Annotated in this window: 19 protein-coding genes; 7 read left to right on the forward strand and 12 right to left on the reverse strand. The window is 39.5% G+C overall.

Annotated elements, in window-relative coordinates; all coding sequences use genetic code 11:
* Positions 1-17: 17 nt before the first annotated feature.
* The 3 genes from BK584_RS13305 to BK584_RS13315 all read right to left on the reverse strand — a co-directional run bounded on the left by BK584_RS13305 (position 18) and on the right by BK584_RS13315 (position 3178).
* Positions 18-530, reverse strand: a complete 513-nt coding sequence (locus BK584_RS13305; protein ID WP_078393060.1) for a YwgA family protein — start codon at positions 528-530, stop codon at positions 18-20.
* 13 nt (positions 531-543) lie between these two features.
* Positions 544-1827: an HD domain-containing protein gene (locus BK584_RS13310; protein ID WP_139365671.1), complete on the reverse strand. Its 1284-nt coding sequence runs from the start codon at positions 1825-1827 to the stop codon at positions 544-546.
* Positions 1828-1924: 97 nt separating this feature from the next.
* Positions 1925-3178: a dicarboxylate/amino acid:cation symporter gene (locus tag BK584_RS13315; protein ID WP_078393062.1), complete on the reverse strand. Its 1254-nt coding sequence runs from the start codon at positions 3176-3178 to the stop codon at positions 1925-1927.
* A 225-nt stretch (positions 3179-3403) separates the two neighbouring features.
* Between BK584_RS13315 and BK584_RS13320 the strand changes: the two genes are divergently transcribed.
* The gene (locus tag BK584_RS13320) at positions 3404-4228 is read left to right on the forward strand and encodes a lipoate--protein ligase family protein (protein WP_078393063.1); all 825 of its coding nucleotides are present in this window, start codon (positions 3404-3406) and stop codon (positions 4226-4228) included.
* 52 nt (positions 4229-4280) lie between these two features.
* Here the strand turns inward: BK584_RS13320 and pta are convergent, their stop codons facing one another.
* Positions 4281-5273, reverse strand: coding sequence for a phosphate acetyltransferase (gene pta / locus BK584_RS13325; RefSeq protein ID WP_078393064.1), 993 nt, complete (start codon positions 5271-5273; stop codon positions 4281-4283).
* 194 nt (positions 5274-5467) lie between these two features.
* Between pta and BK584_RS13330 the strand changes: the two genes are divergently transcribed.
* From BK584_RS13330 to BK584_RS13340, 3 genes are all read left to right on the forward strand, one after another.
* Positions 5468-6220, forward strand: coding sequence for an enoyl-CoA hydratase/isomerase family protein (locus BK584_RS13330; protein ID WP_078393065.1), 753 nt, complete (start codon positions 5468-5470; stop codon positions 6218-6220).
* A 73-nt stretch (positions 6221-6293) separates the two neighbouring features.
* Complete coding sequence (gene hemQ, locus BK584_RS13335) at positions 6294-7043, forward strand: hydrogen peroxide-dependent heme synthase (RefSeq protein WP_078393066.1); 750 nt, start codon at positions 6294-6296, stop codon at positions 7041-7043.
* A 142-nt stretch (positions 7044-7185) separates the two neighbouring features.
* Positions 7186-8510 (forward strand): IS3 family transposase gene (locus tag BK584_RS13340; RefSeq protein ID WP_139365623.1). Its coding sequence is split into 2 segments (ribosomal slippage): positions 7186-7564 and positions 7564-8510, totalling 1326 coding nucleotides; the frame shifts between segments, so codons are not numbered across the junction.
* A gap of 64 nt (positions 8511-8574) precedes the next feature.
* Here BK584_RS13340 and yidC read toward each other — a convergent pair.
* The 7 genes from yidC to BK584_RS13375 form a co-directional block, all read right to left on the reverse strand.
* The gene (yidC, locus tag BK584_RS13345) at positions 8575-9369 is read right to left on the reverse strand and encodes a membrane protein insertase YidC (protein ID WP_078393067.1); all 795 of its coding nucleotides are present in this window, start codon (positions 9367-9369) and stop codon (positions 8575-8577) included.
* Positions 9370-9411: 42 nt separating this feature from the next.
* Positions 9412-9672 carry a hypothetical protein gene (locus tag BK584_RS13350; RefSeq protein ID WP_078393068.1) on the reverse strand — a complete coding sequence of 87 codons (261 nt, stop codon included), beginning with the start codon at positions 9670-9672 and terminating at the stop codon, positions 9412-9414.
* Positions 9673-9759: 87 nt separating this feature from the next.
* On the reverse strand, positions 9760-11010 hold the full coding sequence (locus BK584_RS13355; protein WP_078393069.1) for an ABC transporter permease: 1251 nt from the start codon (positions 11008-11010) through the stop codon (positions 9760-9762).
* Positions 11003-11905, reverse strand: a complete 903-nt coding sequence (locus BK584_RS13360) for an ABC transporter ATP-binding protein (protein WP_078393070.1) — start codon at positions 11903-11905, stop codon at positions 11003-11005. Before BK584_RS13360 ends, BK584_RS13355 begins: the two co-directional genes overlap by 8 nt.
* On the reverse strand, positions 11889-12770 hold the full coding sequence (locus tag BK584_RS13365; RefSeq protein WP_078393071.1) for an ATP-binding cassette domain-containing protein: 882 nt from the start codon (positions 12768-12770) through the stop codon (positions 11889-11891). The genes BK584_RS13360 and BK584_RS13365 overlap by 17 nt, the downstream gene beginning before the upstream one ends.
* Entirely contained in the window at positions 12764-13162 is a 399-nt protein-coding gene (locus tag BK584_RS13370) for a GntR family transcriptional regulator (RefSeq protein WP_078393072.1), read from the reverse strand. Before BK584_RS13370 ends, BK584_RS13365 begins: the two co-directional genes overlap by 7 nt.
* Positions 13155-13892, reverse strand: coding sequence for a hypothetical protein (locus tag BK584_RS13375; protein WP_078393073.1), 738 nt, complete (start codon positions 13890-13892; stop codon positions 13155-13157). The genes BK584_RS13370 and BK584_RS13375 overlap by 8 nt, the downstream gene beginning before the upstream one ends.
* A 211-nt stretch (positions 13893-14103) precedes the next feature.
* Here BK584_RS13375 and BK584_RS13380 point away from each other — a divergent pair, with 211 nt between their 5' ends.
* Positions 14104-14535, forward strand: coding sequence for a cell wall hydrolase (locus BK584_RS13380; protein ID WP_078393074.1), 432 nt, complete (start codon positions 14104-14106; stop codon positions 14533-14535).
* 18 nt (positions 14536-14553) lie between these two features.
* Positions 14554-15048, forward strand: coding sequence for a spore coat protein GerQ (gene gerQ, locus BK584_RS13385; protein ID WP_078393075.1), 495 nt, complete (start codon positions 14554-14556; stop codon positions 15046-15048).
* Positions 15049-15082: 34 nt separating this feature from the next.
* Here the strand turns inward: gerQ and BK584_RS13390 are convergent, their stop codons facing one another.
* A complete protein-coding gene (locus BK584_RS13390; protein ID WP_078393076.1) occupies positions 15083-15457 on the reverse strand; it encodes a DUF423 domain-containing protein in 375 nt (124 codons plus the stop codon).
* Between the two features lie 133 nt (positions 15458-15590).
* On the opposite strand from BK584_RS13390, the gene BK584_RS13395 reads away from it, so the two are divergent.
* Positions 15591-16211, forward strand: coding sequence for a GNAT family N-acetyltransferase (locus BK584_RS13395; RefSeq protein ID WP_078393077.1), 621 nt, complete (start codon positions 15591-15593; stop codon positions 16209-16211).
* Positions 16212-16217: the final 6 nt, after the last annotated feature.

Consider the following 16217-nt stretch of genomic DNA (forward strand, 5'->3'; position numbering starts at 1 on the left):
TGTATGAACAATCCTTTTCACATGACAGTAGGTTTATGCTGTTCCAATTCCTTCAAATATGTATAAGCTTCTTTAAAATCAAGTTCTGTATAATTTTGCTTTTTCTTCAATTGCCTAATCTTATCGTCGCGCTTTCTTTTTTCAAGTCCTTCAAAATAAATAATTGTTGATAGTAACTCTAAAAATCTGGAAGACTGGGTATTTAAAGAATTGCACAACGGTCCGTATACTGAAAGTGGTGAGCGATACATCTTCAAGAAGTCTTCACCTCGACTTGAAAGAATATATCGATACTGGGCATAGTGCCCTTTATCTTCTTCGTATTCCTCTAAAAAGCCTAGATTACAGAGCTCTTCCAATCGTACCGTTAATTCATCAGAATAAGGTCCATATCGATGAAAATGGTAGCGCTCATTAAACGGAAACCCCAAGTGTTTAGCAATATAGACCATTTTCTGCAATTTTTTTCTGCCAACCACTTCACCTGACATCGAAAAGAGTGCCATCACGTTTAAATGATCGTTAAGCACATCGTCCTCCTCCTTAACCAAACCCTATAATTGATTTGATTTCTCCTAGAATTTGCTGATCATCAATAAGCTCACATAAATCCTTTGGATAATAGAGTTTGTGATCTGTACGTTTCTTGCCTGAAATTGATTCAACAACATCCGATTGACTCGATAACTCTTTTAACGATCCATCCGGCATAAGCAAATGAATTGGCACTCTCTCTTCTTCACCTGGACGATACACATCGTATGGTAAATCAGATGACGAATCCATCACTAAATAATAATCAGGATCTATTCCTGCCTCTTGAAATAACGTTCTTAATTTAGGCCAGTCGTTCATTCGCTCATTAGGATGAAATTCGGCGTAATCAAATAAACGACGATTTAAGAATCGTTTACACAAATCACTTAAAATCAAGTCATCTTCATCTTGCCAACTCTGAAAGTAAAACTGCATGATCGATTCATCTAACCTTAAATAGTCTTGCAAGGTTATAGCACCATCAAAGATGGACTGAAAATGAATAGGCGGCTGTTTAAATGCATAACCTTCGTTTTGCAATTTCTTCACACGCAATAAAATCTTACTTAAGATAACTTCTGAACTTCGTGTGACAGGATGGAAATACACTTGCCAATACATTTGGTACCGACTCATAATGTAATCTTCCACCGCATGCATTCCGCTTTGCTTTACAACAACTTGATCTTGCTGTGGACGCATCACACGTAATATACGCTCCAAATCAAATTGCCCGTAGCTCACACCTGTATAATACGCATCCCTCAACAAATAATCCATTCGATCGGCGTCAATCTGACTTGATATCATACTTGTCACTAATTTATTCGTTGATGTTTTTTCAATAACTTCAGCAACCGCTTTAGGGAAATTTGAATTCACTTCTCGTAAAAGTTTATTCACTTCTGTATCTCCAAGAATAATCATTCTCGTCCACTCTTCATGATCCGTGTTAAACACTTTTTCAAATGAATGAGAAAACGGCCCATGGCCAATATCATGTAGCAGCGCAGCTGTTAGTGCCAAAAGCTGGTCCTCTTCATTCCAATAGGGTTTACCTGAAAAAGAAGACACGAGTCTGCGCATAATCTCATACACCCCAAGAGAATGGTTAAACCGTGAATGCTCTGCACCATGAAACGTTAATGACGTTGTCCCAAGCTGCCTTACTCGTCTAAGTCGCTGAAATTCTTTCGTTCCAATCAAATCCCAAATAAGTTGATCGCGGACATGGATGTAACGATGCACTGGGTCTTTAAAAACCTTCTCTTCTTGCAGCTTCTTGCACATCCACATCTCTCCTCCCTGCCTAACATTCTTTATCTATTATATGCGTGATTTGCTTCAAAAAAAAGAGCCCGCATGAAATAATGCGAGCCCTTCATTTTTATGATGCTTCAGTAGCATTCCCGTCTTCGTCTATCGCGCCTCGTTTCTTTTCAGAACGATCGACAATAACAGCGAGTACAGCATCCCCCGTAATATTGACCGATGTACGAAGCATATCAAGAATTCTGTCTACACCAATGATTAATCCGATTGCTTCTGTCGGTAAGCCAACAGAGGTTAATACCATGGCAAGCATAATCATACCGACACCTGGTACTCCAGCAGTACCGATACTAGCAAGAGTTGCTGTTAATACGATGATAAGCATCTCTGTTAACGATAAGTTCGTTGAATATACTTGAGCAATAAAAACAGTAGCTACGGCCTGCATAATACCCGTACCATCCATATTAATCGTCGCCCCAAGCGGTTGAACAAATCCAGACACTTGTCTAGAGACACCCAGGTTCTCTTGTGCTGATTTCATTGATAACGGCAAAACTGCATTTGAACTTGATAAACTAAATGCCATTGTGATTGCAGGAGCAAAGCCTTTAAAGAATTTAAATGGACTCATTTTACCTAGGAAGTAAACAATTAGGCCATAAACAACAAATAAGTGGAAGATCAAAACACCTGTTACAGTTAACATGTATGAAAGAAGTGAGCCTACTGCATCCCATCCAGCTTCACCTAGAGCAGACGCAATTAACGCAAACGCACCGTACGGAGCAAATCCCATAACAAACGTAACAATTTTCATCATGATTTCATTTGCTTGATTAAAAAACGTTTTTACTGTTTTTACTTTATCACCAAGAACAGCCATTGCAATACCTACAAACAGAGCAAAAGCAATAATTTGTAGCATTTCCATATTAGCCATCGATTCAATTGGATTCTCTGGGATAATGTTAACGAGCGTATCCATAAATGGTATTGAATCAGCAGCCTCGTAATCTTCTGCAATATCTTCTCCTAGTAGGCCTGGGTTTCCTGGTTGAATAATTGAAGCCGCAGTGAGCCCAACCGTCAAGGAAATTGCTGACGTAGCTAGGAAAAAGGCAATCGTTTTAATCCCCATTCGCCCTAGTTGTTTTGGGTTGCCTAAATCAGACACACCAATAACAAGTGAAAAGAATACGAGTGGCACAACCACCATCATAATTAAACGTAAAAAGATTGACCCGGCTGGATCAAAAACATATTGATTAAGAAAGTTAAATCCATCTTGATATAGTGACGGTAAGCCAAGTCCAACTACCGCACCAAGAAAGAGTCCAATTAAAATCTTAATAGTCAGTTTATTCATTTATTCTCCTCCAATCAAAAAAAACCATTTCCTCTTTATACCCTTGCTTTTAAAAAACAAACGATTTATTCACGCATTTAGTAAATGTTAAGGAATAGATTAAACCGTTTACGATGTAAAACTTTTTTCAGTATAACTGCTTATATTTATTCTTGCAACTTCCTTTTTATAGGAACGCTAGTTGCATGATATACTATTTGTATCGATTTGAAGGGATGATGATCAATGAATTCACCAGTTACTAGTCTACCCCAACCGTGGAGACTTATTGATAATAGCAAGGATTATATCGATCAAAGTGCATTTAAATCATTCGCTTTTGATGATATGTTGTGCACTCTTTCCGGGAAAAAAAATGTCTCTTCCCTTCGCTTCTGGGTTCATAATCAAACCGTAGTACTTGGTACTCAAGACACACGATTAGCCCATATTCAAGATGCAATTGCTTTTTTAGAAAAACAAAACAATCGAGTAATCGTTCGTAATTCAGGTGGTCTTGCTGTTTACTTGGACGAAGGTGTTTTAAACATTTCTCTTATATTTCCTGGAAAAGCAGACTTTTCAATTGATGATGGATACGAACAAATGGTCACGCTTATTCGGACGATGTTTCCAGGACTTTTAATTGAGACAGGCGAAATTATCGGGTCTTATTGCCCTGGCAGTTACGATCTTAGTATCAATGGTAGGAAATTTGCTGGTATCTCTCAGAGACGTATTCGTGGAGGGATTGCCGTCCAAATTTATTTGTGTGTTAGCGGCAGCGGACCTACTCGAGCAGGTTATATTAAAAAAATGTACGATCTCGCCGTAGCTGATAGTACACCCAATTTTGATTACCCGCATATTCAACCAGAAGTAATGGCGTCGATTAATGAACTAACAGGGTGCCAATATACCGTTCACGATGTCGTCGAACTTGCAAAAAAAGCTTCACACGAGCTTGGTATGAACTTAGAAGATACTCAACTTTCACCAGAAGAGGAACTGCTTTTCGAATCTCAATTAGAACGTGTAATTGATCGGCACAACCGCTGTTTACGATCATGATGGACTAAATGAATATAAAAAGCTTTCGGAGTATACTCCGAAAGCTTTTTCCTTATACTTGTGTTGCTTTTTGCGTAATGGCTTGCATTGCCGTGATTAAACTTAACTTATACACATCGTCGACATTGCATCCACGTGATAAATCGTTTACTGGTTTGTTCAACCCTTGAAGGATCGGACCAATTGCATCATACCCACCAAGGCGTTGGGCGATTTTATAACCTAAGTTTCCTGACTCAAGACTCGGGAAAATGAATACATTTGCCTCTCCTCTTAACGGGGAGTCTGGTGCTTTTTTCTGAGCAACAGCTGGCACAAATGCTGCATCAAATTGGAATTCACCATCAATGACTAAATCAGGACGGCTTTCTTGTGCAATCTTCGTTGCCGCAGAAACTTTTTGCGTTTCTTGTGAAGATGCAGATCCAAGGGTAGAAAAACTAAGCATAGCAACTTTTGGATCAATGTTAAATAGTTTAGCTGTGTCAGCTGTAGCCGTAGCAATTTCAGCAAGTTCTTCTTCATTTGGTGAAATATTAATGGCACAGTCACCAAACACAAATTTCTTGTCTTCTTTTACCATCACGAACACGCCTGATGTACGTTTAATACCTGGCTGTGTTTTTATGATTTGCAAAGCTGGACGAACAGTATCTCCTGTTGAATGGGCTGCCCCACTAACAAGACCATCTGCTTTTTCCATATATACAAGCATCGTTCCGAAGTAATTAACATCTTTCAAAAGCTTGCGTGCAGACTCTTCCGTTTCTTTCCCTTTACGTCGAGCAACAAAAGCGTCAACCATTTCATCCAAATGGGGATACGTTTCTGGATCATAAATCGTTAAATCAGAAATGATCAAGTTCAGTTTATCTGCAAGAGACGAAATCTCGTCTTTATTTCCTATCACAATTGGTTCAACAATCCGATCGGTAGCAAGCTTTACTGCAGCTTCCAATACCCGTTCATCTGTTCCTTCCGGCAAAACAATGCTCGGCTTTAGAGACCCTACCTGCTGCTTTATGTCAGCAAATAAATCGCTCACGAATAAAAACCTCCTCATAGTGTTCGTTCTTCCTCTATTTTAGGATACCCTTGTTTAATAAAAAAGGAAACCGACTTATAGAAAGCGTTAATTTTTAAAATTAACATTTAGATTACGCTTACACAAAAAGAAAGGGTTTTCACCCTGTATGACGAATACTATTAAGGAGACAAACCTATTTTCAGGAGGATTTTATGACTAGTTCAACTGTTGTTACATTAGAAGTACATAATCAAGTTGCAACGATCACATTAAACAGACCAGAAGTAAAAAACGCATTAAACCAAGCAGCACACGAACAACTTTACAGCGCATTTGAAAAAGCGAATGAGGATGACCGTGTCCGTGTTATTGTTTTGACAGGCAGTGGCAATGCCTTTTGTTCCGGTGCAGATTTAAAAGAGGTTGATTTAAATGACATTGAGAATTTTAATTACGGCCGAGTGCTTCGTGAAACGTACAACCGCTTCATTACCTTACTAATGAATATTGGAAAACCAATTATCGCACATATCAACGGGATTGCTGTAGGTGCAGGACTTAGTATCGCTCTCGCCTGTGATTTCCGGGTTGCTTCACCACAAGCGAAATTTGGTCTTGGTTTTCTTGCGATTGGTCTCGTTCCAGATGCAGGTGCTTCCTACTTCTTACCTCGTCTTGTTGGTTTTCCAACCGCTCTAGAACTCGCAGTGAAAGGCACATTTGATGCATACGAAGCAAAATCAATCGGACTCATTAACAGCATTGATGACGTTGATTCTTATATAGAAAGATGTTTGAAGCTCCCTCCAACAGCTTATCGTTTAATGAAGCAAAATTTCCGTGAGAGCTTTGATCATCACCTCGCTGAAGTATTAGAAATGGAAGTCACCGCACAACGCGAAGCAAGCGAATCAAAAGAACACCGTTATGCTCTTGAACAATTTGTGAACAAAAGCCCTCGTTGATTCAGTCCTTTATAAAAAGTGTCCCCCCTATGTTATAGTGAATGTAGAGATTGCATCATAGGAGGATAATCATATGAATGAAGCAGCAAAAACGTTAGATGGTTGGTATGTTTTACATGATTTCCGTAAAATAGATTGGAATTCATGGAAACAAGTTTCGTCAACCGAACGTGAGAAAATGATTCATGAATTTACATCTTTACTTACTAAATGGGACGAGACAGAAAAGGCGGAAAAAGGGAGTCACGCTCTTTATTCCATTGTTGGGCAAAAAGCCGATTTAATGATTATGCTTTTGCGTCCAACTATGGAAGAATTAAACGAGATTGAACTTGCTTTTAACAAGTCAGGTCTAGCCGCATATACAACGCCAACCTATTCGTATGTATCTGTTGTGGAATTAAGTAATTACTTAGCAGGCGATTCAAATGACGATCCTTACCAAAATCCACATGTTCGTGCTCGTCTATATCCACAGCTTCCACGCTTTAAACACGTATGCTTTTATCCAATGGACAAGCGTCGTGAAGGCGCAGATAACTGGTACATGCTACCAATGGATGAACGTAAAAATTTAATGCGGAGTCACGGAATGATTGGTAGAGGTTACGCTGGTCTTGTGAAACAGATTATCTCTGGTTCAGTTGGATTTGATGACTGGGAATGGGGAGTTACTCTCTTTTCTGACGATGTCCTGCAATTTAAAAAGCTTGTCTATGAAATGCGCTTTGATGAGGTATCTGCTCGTTATGGCGAGTTTGGCTCCTTTTATGTCGGTAATATTCTCCCATCAGAACAACTTAGTGCCTATTTCCATGTATAAAAACAAAAAAAAACCTCTGAGATTATGAACTGTAACCCGAAAAATGGACACTTTAAAAAAGTCCATCTTTCGGGTTTTTTGTGTTCTTTTTTACAACAGACCCGTTATAATCAAATCAAATGAGAAGAACGGGGAATGAAAAATGAGTAAACGAATTTTTACTACCTTTGAACAACAACAGTTAGAGAGTCATCCATCTGTTCATCATGTTTCTGATCGTTCAATTAGTTATTCAGCCGATTTTAAGGTGAAAGCTGTTCGAGAAAATCTTTCAGGAAAAGGACCAACGGCTATTTTTCTCGATCATGAATTTGATTTAGAGGTCATAGGTTCTGATAAACCTAAAGAATGTTTAAAACGATGGAGATCGATCTATAAAAGCTATGGAGAAGAGGGATTTTATACAGAGCGTCGGGGGAAGGGGAGCACAGGGCGTCCTTCTTCAAAAGTCTTAACGGCAGAAGAAAAATTAAAAAAAGCGGAAGCGCGTATAGCCCTCTTAGAGATGGAGAATGATTTTCTAAAAAAGCTCGACGAACTAGAAAGGCAGGCGAAGAAGAAGCATTAACTCTATCAGAGTCGTTTCAGTTAATCGAACAAACCATTAGAAAATACCAGCTTAAAGGAATGGTCACCTTTCTTTGTGAAATGGCAGGAGTAAAACGTACAAGCTACTACGCGTGGTTATCATCTGAAGACAAGCGTATTCAACGTGAGCAATGTGATGAAGCAGATTACAAACTTCTTAATACCCTTTACGAACAAGGAAAGAAAAAAGATGGTGGACGTCAATTAAAGATGAAATTAGAGCATGATTATGGAGTAACGATGAACCTAAAGAAAATTTTCCGTCTAACCCGGAAGTTTCATATTCAAGCCACCATCCGTAGAAAAAATCCTTATAAACAATTGGCTAAAGCAACCCAAGAACACAAAACGTGTACAAACCTTGTTAATCGAAAGTTTGTTCAACTACCAGGTGCCGTCTTACTGACAGATATTACGTACTTATATTTGGCTGATGGAACAAAGGTCTATTTCTCATGTGTCAAAGACGGAACAACACGAGAAATAGTTGCGCATTATTTATCTACATCCTTAGGAATGAGCATTGTCTATAAGACTCTCCAGCGGTTAAAAGACGTTTCGGACGGAAATCTTCTCCCTGGTGCACTCCTTCATTCGGATCAAGGCTTTCATTACACACATCCTGTGTACCAAAAACGGGTAAAAAAACTTGGATTGACACAATCCATGTCTCGCAGAGGGAACTGCCTAGATAATGCATCAATGGAATCCTTCTTCGGACTTTTCAAAGATCACGTACAAGCTAAAGCGTGCAGGACGTTGTTTGAACTGAAAAGCAAAGTCGAAGACTTTATTGACTATTATAATTCTGATCGTTATCAATGGGGATTAAAAAGAATGACCCCGGAACAATACCGAGGTCATTTACTAGCTGCATAAAGGTTTTTTTAACTGTCTATTAAAAAGGGTACAGTTCATTAAAATCTCAAAGGTTTTTTGTTTATTATGCTTTATCTTTTTTCAGTTCTTCTTTCGTCATGTTTGGACGTACAATAATAAAGTACGTTTGTACAATCATAAAGATATTCCCAATTACCCAGTACAAAGCAAGAGCAGATGGAAGTGTTAAACCAGCAATAATAATCATAACTGGCATAATCCAAAGCATGATTGTCATTGGATTTGGCATTCCTTCACCCATTGGGTTTGCAGGCATTTGGCTCATTGACATTTTAAACTGAACAAACGTTGTAATACCAGCAATGAAAGGCAAGACTGGATCCATTTGTCCGAGGTTAAACCAAAGGAAATCACTTTCAGGCCCTTGCCCAATTGCCTCTGTACGCATAATGGCAAAATAAAGCGCCATAACAATTGGAATCTGTACAAGAGCCGGCAAACAACCTGCTGCTGGATTTACACCGTGCTTTTGATAAAGACCGATCATTTCCGATTGCACTTCTTTTTGTTTCTCCGGATTACCTGCTGCTTTTTTCATCCGTTCTTGAATATCTTGCATTTCAGGGCGCAGCGCTTGCATCGCACGTGAACTCTTTTGTGATTTTAATGCTAAAGGTAAAATGAGCAAACGGATAAAAATCGTTACAATCACAATTCCCCACCCAAAATGGCCTCCAGTTAAATCTGAAAAAAACGTAATAAGAAATGACATTGGGTAAACAAAAAATGAATCCCAGAACCCTTCTGAGTCTGCTGTAATTGGCTTGTCCAAGCCACATGCTGACAGCACTAGCGCCATCATGACTACGCTAAGCGTAAGCATTAATTTTCTATTCATCTGTATTGCATCCTCCTTTGTTGTCTTTACAAGCTGATTTTCTTAGACAACAAAGAACGGGTCGTCATCATCTTGACAGCTTTTTTCCCTAAGCCCTGGAATTTTTGGTCTTACTTGAATAAGTACAGGCGGCAAAGGCACCGTTTTTACACGACCGGTTGTGTCTGTATCAAGCACCGTACGGTTCATTCGTAGATGTATGCGGTGCAATCGAATATTTTCATATGCCATACACGCCAGAATTGGCATCACAAGACCAACACTAATCCACAAAAACAGTAGCTCAATAAACACATCAACCATGCCTTATCCGCCTCCTTCCCGTTTCGATTCACAATATTTCCATCTTACCATACTCAAATGCCAAGAACAAACTAGTTTCGTACAATACTATTTTTCTTTTTTCGACAAGGCTAGTGCCTGTTTAATCCCCTCTTTAAAAGAAAGTTTGCCATACATAAGCACTCCACCTTTGTAAACACGAGCGGCCAAATAATTTACTAGCACTACACTAACGAGTAAAATGGCAATGAGTAGCACAATTTCCCATCCCGCAATGACCCCAGACCCGATGCGCATAACTAATAATTGAGGCGTAAAAAATGGAATATAAGATGCCACTGTCATAAATGCTGCGTCTGCATTGTTTAATCCGAAAGTGACTAGGAAGAAACCAATCATCGCCAAATAAATTAATGGTTGCACTGCTTGTTGAACATCCTCTGTCCGACTAACAAGAGCGCCAAGCATTGCTGCAATTCCCCCAAACAAAAAGTACCCTAATACGAGAACAAGTAAAGCATAGCCGATAAGAGATATGTCAATAAAATCACCAGATAAATAATCTAAGAAGTTATTACCACCAATGGTCGCACCGATAATAAGCGCAACAACGATGCTAAGAATATTAATAAAAGCAACTAGAGCAATACCGACGAGCTTACCAAACATTTGCACAATCGGATTTACACTTGAAACAATTAATTCCATGACCCGGGAGGATTTTTCAGTTGCCACTTCTGTCGCAATCATAGAACTATACGTAATGATGATGAAAAACAACACATAGGAAACACCCAATATCGTAAAGTATGACCGCATTTCCATCGCTTCTGTTTCTACCGTTTCTCCTTCTCCTAATGCTGACTGTTCAAATGTAATTGGTTGAAAGACAGTAGCTAACTGCTCCTCATCAATATCAAGCTCACTTGTCAGCACACCTTCTTTTATCCGTTGAACTTCTTGTTCAACGCCCATTGCAAATGCTGAATCGCCGCCATAAAGCTCAGCATTTAGTGTTTCTGCCGTACCACTTAATTGCAATACACCTGCATATTCACCTTCACGAGCCTCCTCAATCACTTGCTCTACAGGCTCTTCAATTAACTGAAAACGATAGGATCCTTCATCACTCGGTGCAGCAAGCATTTCTGCAATTCCATTGGCATCTTCTGTTTCATCAATAACGGCGATATGATCCATTTCTTGACTGGCATCGTCACTTGAAAATAGATCGATAATCGTTGAAATGTTTGTTATACCAATGATTAAAACCATAATAACAATGGTTGATATAAAAAATGACTTGGCTTTTAATCGGCCAGATGCGGTATGTGAGACAATTGTCCAAAAATTATTCATCTGCATCTCCTCCTACTTTATCAATGAAAATATCGTGTAAGCTTGGCTCTTCCACTTCAAATTTGCGGACAAACCCTTTTGCAGCTACTTGTTGAAAGACATCCTTGGCTTTTTCTTCACTTTCCACTTGAATAGATACGCCGTTTTTTGCTTCCGTATACTTTTGTACATGCTGATCTTCCTTTAAAAAGGACAAGTCATAATCTGCACGGATAGAAATGGATTTCATTCCGTAACTACGCTTAATCTCATTCAGATTTCCTTGTAATACCGCTTTTCCTTTTTTAAGCATGATAATGTCTTCACACATTTCCTCGACATTACGCATTTGGTGACTTGAAAACACAATCGTCGTTCCTTGGTCTTGCAAGTAGCGAACGGCATCCTTCAACATATCTGAATTTACTGGATCTAGACCACTAAATGGTTCATCTAAAATGAGCAACTCTGGCTTATGTAAAACAGCGGCAATAAATTGGATTTTTTGTTGATTTCCTTTTGACAACTCTTCTACTTTTTTATTTTCATACTCTTCTGCTTTAAAACGATTTAACCATGACTTCATCTCTTCTAAGATCGCGCCTTTTTTCATCCCTTTTAGTTTTGCGAGATACGTAAGCTGATCGCGCACAGTGATCTTAGGATACAGACCCCGTTCCTCAGGTAAGTAGCCGATTAAATTGGTTTGCTTATACGATAAACGTTGATTGTTCCATGTCACTTCACCCTCCGTTGGATCAAGCAAACCGAGGATCATACGGAATGTTGTTGTTTTACCTGCTCCATTCGCCCCAAGCATACCAAACATACTTCCTTTTTCCACTGTTAATGTAATGCCATCAACCGCTTTATGCTCATTAAATCTCTTTTTTACATCATTAATAATAAGTGTCATTAACTTCCTCTCCTTCTTTTAATAAAATTCGTAAAATTTCCGCCACCTTCAGCGATTGTTTCATTGTTATTTCCAACCCTAATCGATTCATGTCGGATTCCGTTTGACTTCGATTGTCAGAAATAATCTCTACTTGCGGTCCTCTCTGTATTACGTAGGTTATCCCGGTAAGGTTTCGTACGACCTCAAGTTGCTCATTCGTCCAAAAACGTGCGTAGTTCCTAAATAACGTATCTTTTTCATACCGAGCAACAATTGAACCCCGCTTCATAAGAAAAATGTAATCAGCATAATCCTTAATTTCATCAGCAACATGGGTCGCAAACAAAATGGCTCGCTTCGGATCGCCTTCCAGATAAGCAAGCCAATCTTCTTGCATTAATTCTTGGGCGGCCATATCTACACCTGCGAGAGGTTCATCCATTATAAGAACCGTTGAATTCCTAGCTAATGCGAGAACCACTAGAACCCTACGTTGCATCCCGCCTGACATTTCTCCGACCGTCTTATTTAAAGGTAAGTTGTATCGTTTCACAAGTTTAGAAAATCTTTCATTATCCCAACCTCTAAATCCGACGGCATGAATACTTGCTAAATGCTGTAATGTATATTTCTCAAATCCCTTAGAAGATTGGGGAACAAACGCTAAATGTTCTCTCCATTCTTCTTCCAATAGGTTAAAACGGTCTATCATTCCTTTATCCGGTTGAATTAACCCTGCTATTGTTCGAATAAGTGAACTTTTACCAGAGCCATTTGTTCCTACAAGAACATTAACCGTACCAGGTTCGATTGTTAATGAGAGTGGGCCTATCTTGAATTCGTTGCTTATTTTTTTCTCGATCTGATTACAAACAATCAACATTCTTCTCCTCCTTTTTTAATAATGGAGAGAAATAACTTCGTTAACTCTTCCTCCGTAAAGCCATAGTTTCTTCCACTTACAATCGCTTGTTTTAATGCTTTTTCAACAGCATCCTGTTTCTTTTCCGACTGTTCTGCTTGATTTAGCTCATTGACAAACGTCCCTTTCCCTTGAATCGTTTTTATATAACCCTGTTGTTCCAAATTTTGATATGAGCGTCTCGTTGTAATAACACTACATGATAGCGATGTTGCCAGCTTTCGAATCGATGGCAACACTGTACCCGGAGGGAGGGTGCCACTTATAATTAACGACTTCAATTGTTCTTCTATTTGATCATAAATCGGTGTCCGACTCATCTCATCTAGCTGGATCGGTGGCAAATCAGACATGATAATCAACCTTTGTAAAAGTACGTTCAAACGCTTTAATAGTAGCCATAATTGTCAGGATAAAGAGAAGCAATAATCCAGTAATCGTCCAAAATGGATAATGGTAAATGAAATAATAAACAATTCCAAAGAACCAAAGATCGCTTCCCATTCCAACAATCGATAACACACCAATCAATCCGCCGATTAAAAGAAATGTACGAATCGTATCTTTCATTTTAATTTGATTAACTAATCGAGCTTCGGAAATGATGTAACTGACCGTTGATATGCCTGTTAACATGACCCATGCACTTATTAAATCTCCATAATGTCCATTCCAATTAAATTCTGACTGAATAATCAACGTTATACAGATTGATAAGATGAAAAAAACGTTAAAAAACATCACCCAAACGATGGCACTAAAGATGCTCCCCAAAGCTTTTTCCCTATGCTTCACGGCTATTAGTTTCAGGAGCACATATATATCCGGAACTGGTGTTTTTGCATATGGGTCACTTATCCGATAAGCATCCCCTCTTATAATCAAGGCAGGATAGAAAATTAAAAGCAACAGAGGTAATAACCCTTGGACGAAATTAAGTTTGCCAGGAGCTTCTAAGCCTATATCCGTTATGAATAAGCCGATTAAACCACCATATACTACTGCCATCGCCACAACGCTCCACCACCGTTTTAACGGTGTATGGCGGAATTCAACCATCATTAACTTTATGCCAACCTTCATAAACAACTTCCTTTTCACTGTTTATCTGTTTATATCTATATATACAGTAGCACACACTAAACACACTCTTCAAGCAATTTTTTCATCATGTTATCAGCATAATCATATTTATTTGTACATACGATTAAAGGACCCTGTGTATTTGGTCTTATTTATGGACCTTATTCTTGCTCATATCATCATGAATCAGTCAACTTTGCGGAGGTGGGGAATGGCCGTTATTAAAGCTTCATCCAATGATATTGATATATTGGCTAGGCTCATGCGTGCTGAAGCCGAAGGCGAGGGAGAACTCGGCATGTTACTCGCAGGTAATGTCATGGTTAACCGGACGAGAGTGCGCTGTTTAGATTTTGGGAATGTAAACACGATTAATAATATGGCTTTTCAATCACCTGGTGGATTCGAAGCCGTCCAAAAAAGTTATTTTTATCAACGAGCAAGGGAGCGAGACAGACGTCTAGCGAGGAGACTCGTAAATGGCGAGCGTTTTAATCCTGCCGAGTTCTCATTATGGTTTTTCAGACCGGAGGGTCCGTGTCCAGGTGAGTGGTGGGGACAATGGAATACCGGGCGTTATAAAGCGCATTGTTTCTATCAACCTACTCCAACCGAATGTGAGGAAGTGTTTAATACTTTTTAGTCCAAGGAGAGATAAATGATGTATCCAAATCAATGGAATCAAGAAAATCGACAATCGCAAGAATATGGGTACGGCCAGCAACAAATGATGCAGCCTCAACAGATGCAGCAGCCTCAACAAGGCATGCAATCTCCGCAACAAGGTTATTTCTCTGCCCAACAATACCAAGTTCCGGGTTTTGTACAACAACAACAACCAACATCCATGCCAGGAAGCGATACAAGTATGCTTCCGATTGAACAATCGTTTATTGAAAATATCTTACGACTCAATCGCGGGAAATACGTGACTATCCATCAAACGTTTGAAGGCAATAGCGAGTGGAATGCCCGTGTTTTCCGTGGGCGTATTGAAGAAGCAGGGCGCGACCACATTATTATTGGCAATCCCGATACTGGCGAATACTACTTACTGCTTATGGTGAATCTAGATTTTGTTACATTTGATGAACCGATTGACTATACGTATCAATACGGCACTGAACCAAGTCTTTCTCAATACTCCCCACGTTAAAAAAGCGACCTATTCATAGGTCGCTTTTTTCTACTTATAGATGGCGCATTGCTGCAATCCCGAGGAGTACCCAACCGACGATAAATGCTACCCCACCAAGTGGTGTAATTGCACCAAGCTTTGTTATGCCTGTAAGCGCCATTGTATAAAGACTTCCCGAGAAAAGCACAATTCCAATTAAGAATGCCCAACCTGCTCCATGAACCAGACCACTCCCTGTCATTTTTAATGCAAGAAGGCCAACGCCAAAAATACCCAACCCATGAATCAGATGATAGTGTACACCTGTTTGGTAATTGCTCATCATTCGCTCACTTACTCGTCCTTCAAGTCCATGGGCACCAAATGCGCCGATGCCTACGCCAATGCCCATCACAATAGACCCGATCAGAATAAATAGTTTTGCCATCATTCATCACCTATTCTTTATGTATTTCTTATTTTGACTATAACATATCATACTCATTCAAACGATTCGCTACTTACCTTTAGCCATGCTATGATAACGAGAACATACGCTCATTACATGGAGGCGGTTATTCATGATTCACGTTAGACCTTATACGCTCGCTGATTACCCTTGCTTGCTTCAAGTGCAAAAAGAAGCCTTCCCTCCTCCTTTCTCACAAGAGTTATGGTGGAGTGAAGAGCAAATTGCAGCTCAAACGAAAACATTTCCAGAAGGCGCATTGCTTGCTGAGGTAGACGGTGAAATCGTCGGATCCGCAACATCACTAGTAGTATCCAATGCAGACAAACCCCACACGTGGGAAGAAATCAGCGATAATGGCTTTTTGCGTCAGACACATGATCCTAACGGTGATACGTTGTATGGCATTGATTTATGTGTACGCCCTGTCGCTCGGGGGAATGGTGTTGCTCAAGCTATGTATAACGCCAGAAAACAAACTGTCCTGAATTTAAAGCTGAAACGATATGCAGCTGTTTGCCGCATCCCAGGATACAAGGCTGTCGCCAAACACTACTCGCCTCAACAATATGTTGATCTTGTGAAATCTGGTGATTACTATGATACGGTTCTTTCATTTATGCTTAAACAAGGTCTTACCCCAACCCATGTCCAACCTAATTATGTTGAAGACGAGGAATCACTTAACTATGGTGTGTTTGTTGAATGGAAACCTAAAAACAGCACTTCTTGACAACGT

Source organism: Shouchella patagoniensis (genome assembly GCF_002019705.1).
Taxonomy (GTDB): domain Bacteria; phylum Bacillota; class Bacilli; order Bacillales; family Bacillaceae_D; genus Shouchella; species Shouchella patagoniensis.

What these genes read in the sequence shown, in the direction of transcription:
- BK584_RS13330 (WP_078393065.1), top strand. Translation starts at nt 5,468, where the DNA reads ATGACTAGTTCAACTGTTGTTACATTAGAAGTACATAATCAAGTTGCA.
- BK584_RS13355 (WP_078393069.1), bottom strand. Translation starts at nt 11,010, where the DNA reads ATGAATAATTTTTGGACAATTGTCTCACATACCGCATCTGGCCGATTA.
- BK584_RS13370 (WP_078393072.1), bottom strand. Translation starts at nt 13,162, where the DNA reads ATGTCTGATTTGCCACCGATCCAGCTAGATGAGATGAGTCGGACACCG.
- BK584_RS13395 (WP_078393077.1), top strand. Translation starts at nt 15,591, where the DNA reads ATGATTCACGTTAGACCTTATACGCTCGCTGATTACCCTTGCTTGCTT.
- BK584_RS13360 (WP_078393070.1), bottom strand. Translation starts at nt 11,905, where the DNA reads ATGACACTTATTATTAATGATGTAAAAAAGAGATTTAATGAGCATAAA.
- BK584_RS13315 (WP_078393062.1), bottom strand. Translation starts at nt 3,178, where the DNA reads ATGAATAAACTGACTATTAAGATTTTAATTGGACTCTTTCTTGGTGCG.
- BK584_RS13390 (WP_078393076.1), bottom strand. Translation starts at nt 15,457, where the DNA reads ATGGCAAAACTATTTATTCTGATCGGGTCTATTGTGATGGGCATTGGC.
- BK584_RS13365 (WP_078393071.1), bottom strand. Translation starts at nt 12,770, where the DNA reads ATGTTGATTGTTTGTAATCAGATCGAGAAAAAAATAAGCAACGAATTC.
- BK584_RS13375 (WP_078393073.1), bottom strand. Translation starts at nt 13,892, where the DNA reads ATGAAGGTTGGCATAAAGTTAATGATGGTTGAATTCCGCCATACACCG.
- BK584_RS13350 (WP_078393068.1), bottom strand. Translation starts at nt 9,672, where the DNA reads ATGGTTGATGTGTTTATTGAGCTACTGTTTTTGTGGATTAGTGTTGGT.
- BK584_RS13320 (WP_078393063.1), top strand. Translation starts at nt 3,404, where the DNA reads ATGAATTCACCAGTTACTAGTCTACCCCAACCGTGGAGACTTATTGAT.
- hemQ (WP_078393066.1), top strand. Translation starts at nt 6,294, where the DNA reads ATGAATGAAGCAGCAAAAACGTTAGATGGTTGGTATGTTTTACATGAT.
- yidC (WP_078393067.1), bottom strand. Translation starts at nt 9,369, where the DNA reads ATGAATAGAAAATTAATGCTTACGCTTAGCGTAGTCATGATGGCGCTA.
- BK584_RS13380 (WP_078393074.1), top strand. Translation starts at nt 14,104, where the DNA reads ATGGCCGTTATTAAAGCTTCATCCAATGATATTGATATATTGGCTAGG.
- BK584_RS13310 (WP_139365671.1), bottom strand. Translation starts at nt 1,827, where the DNA reads ATGTGCAAGAAGCTGCAAGAAGAGAAGGTTTTTAAAGACCCAGTGCAT.
- gerQ (WP_078393075.1), top strand. Translation starts at nt 14,554, where the DNA reads ATGTATCCAAATCAATGGAATCAAGAAAATCGACAATCGCAAGAATAT.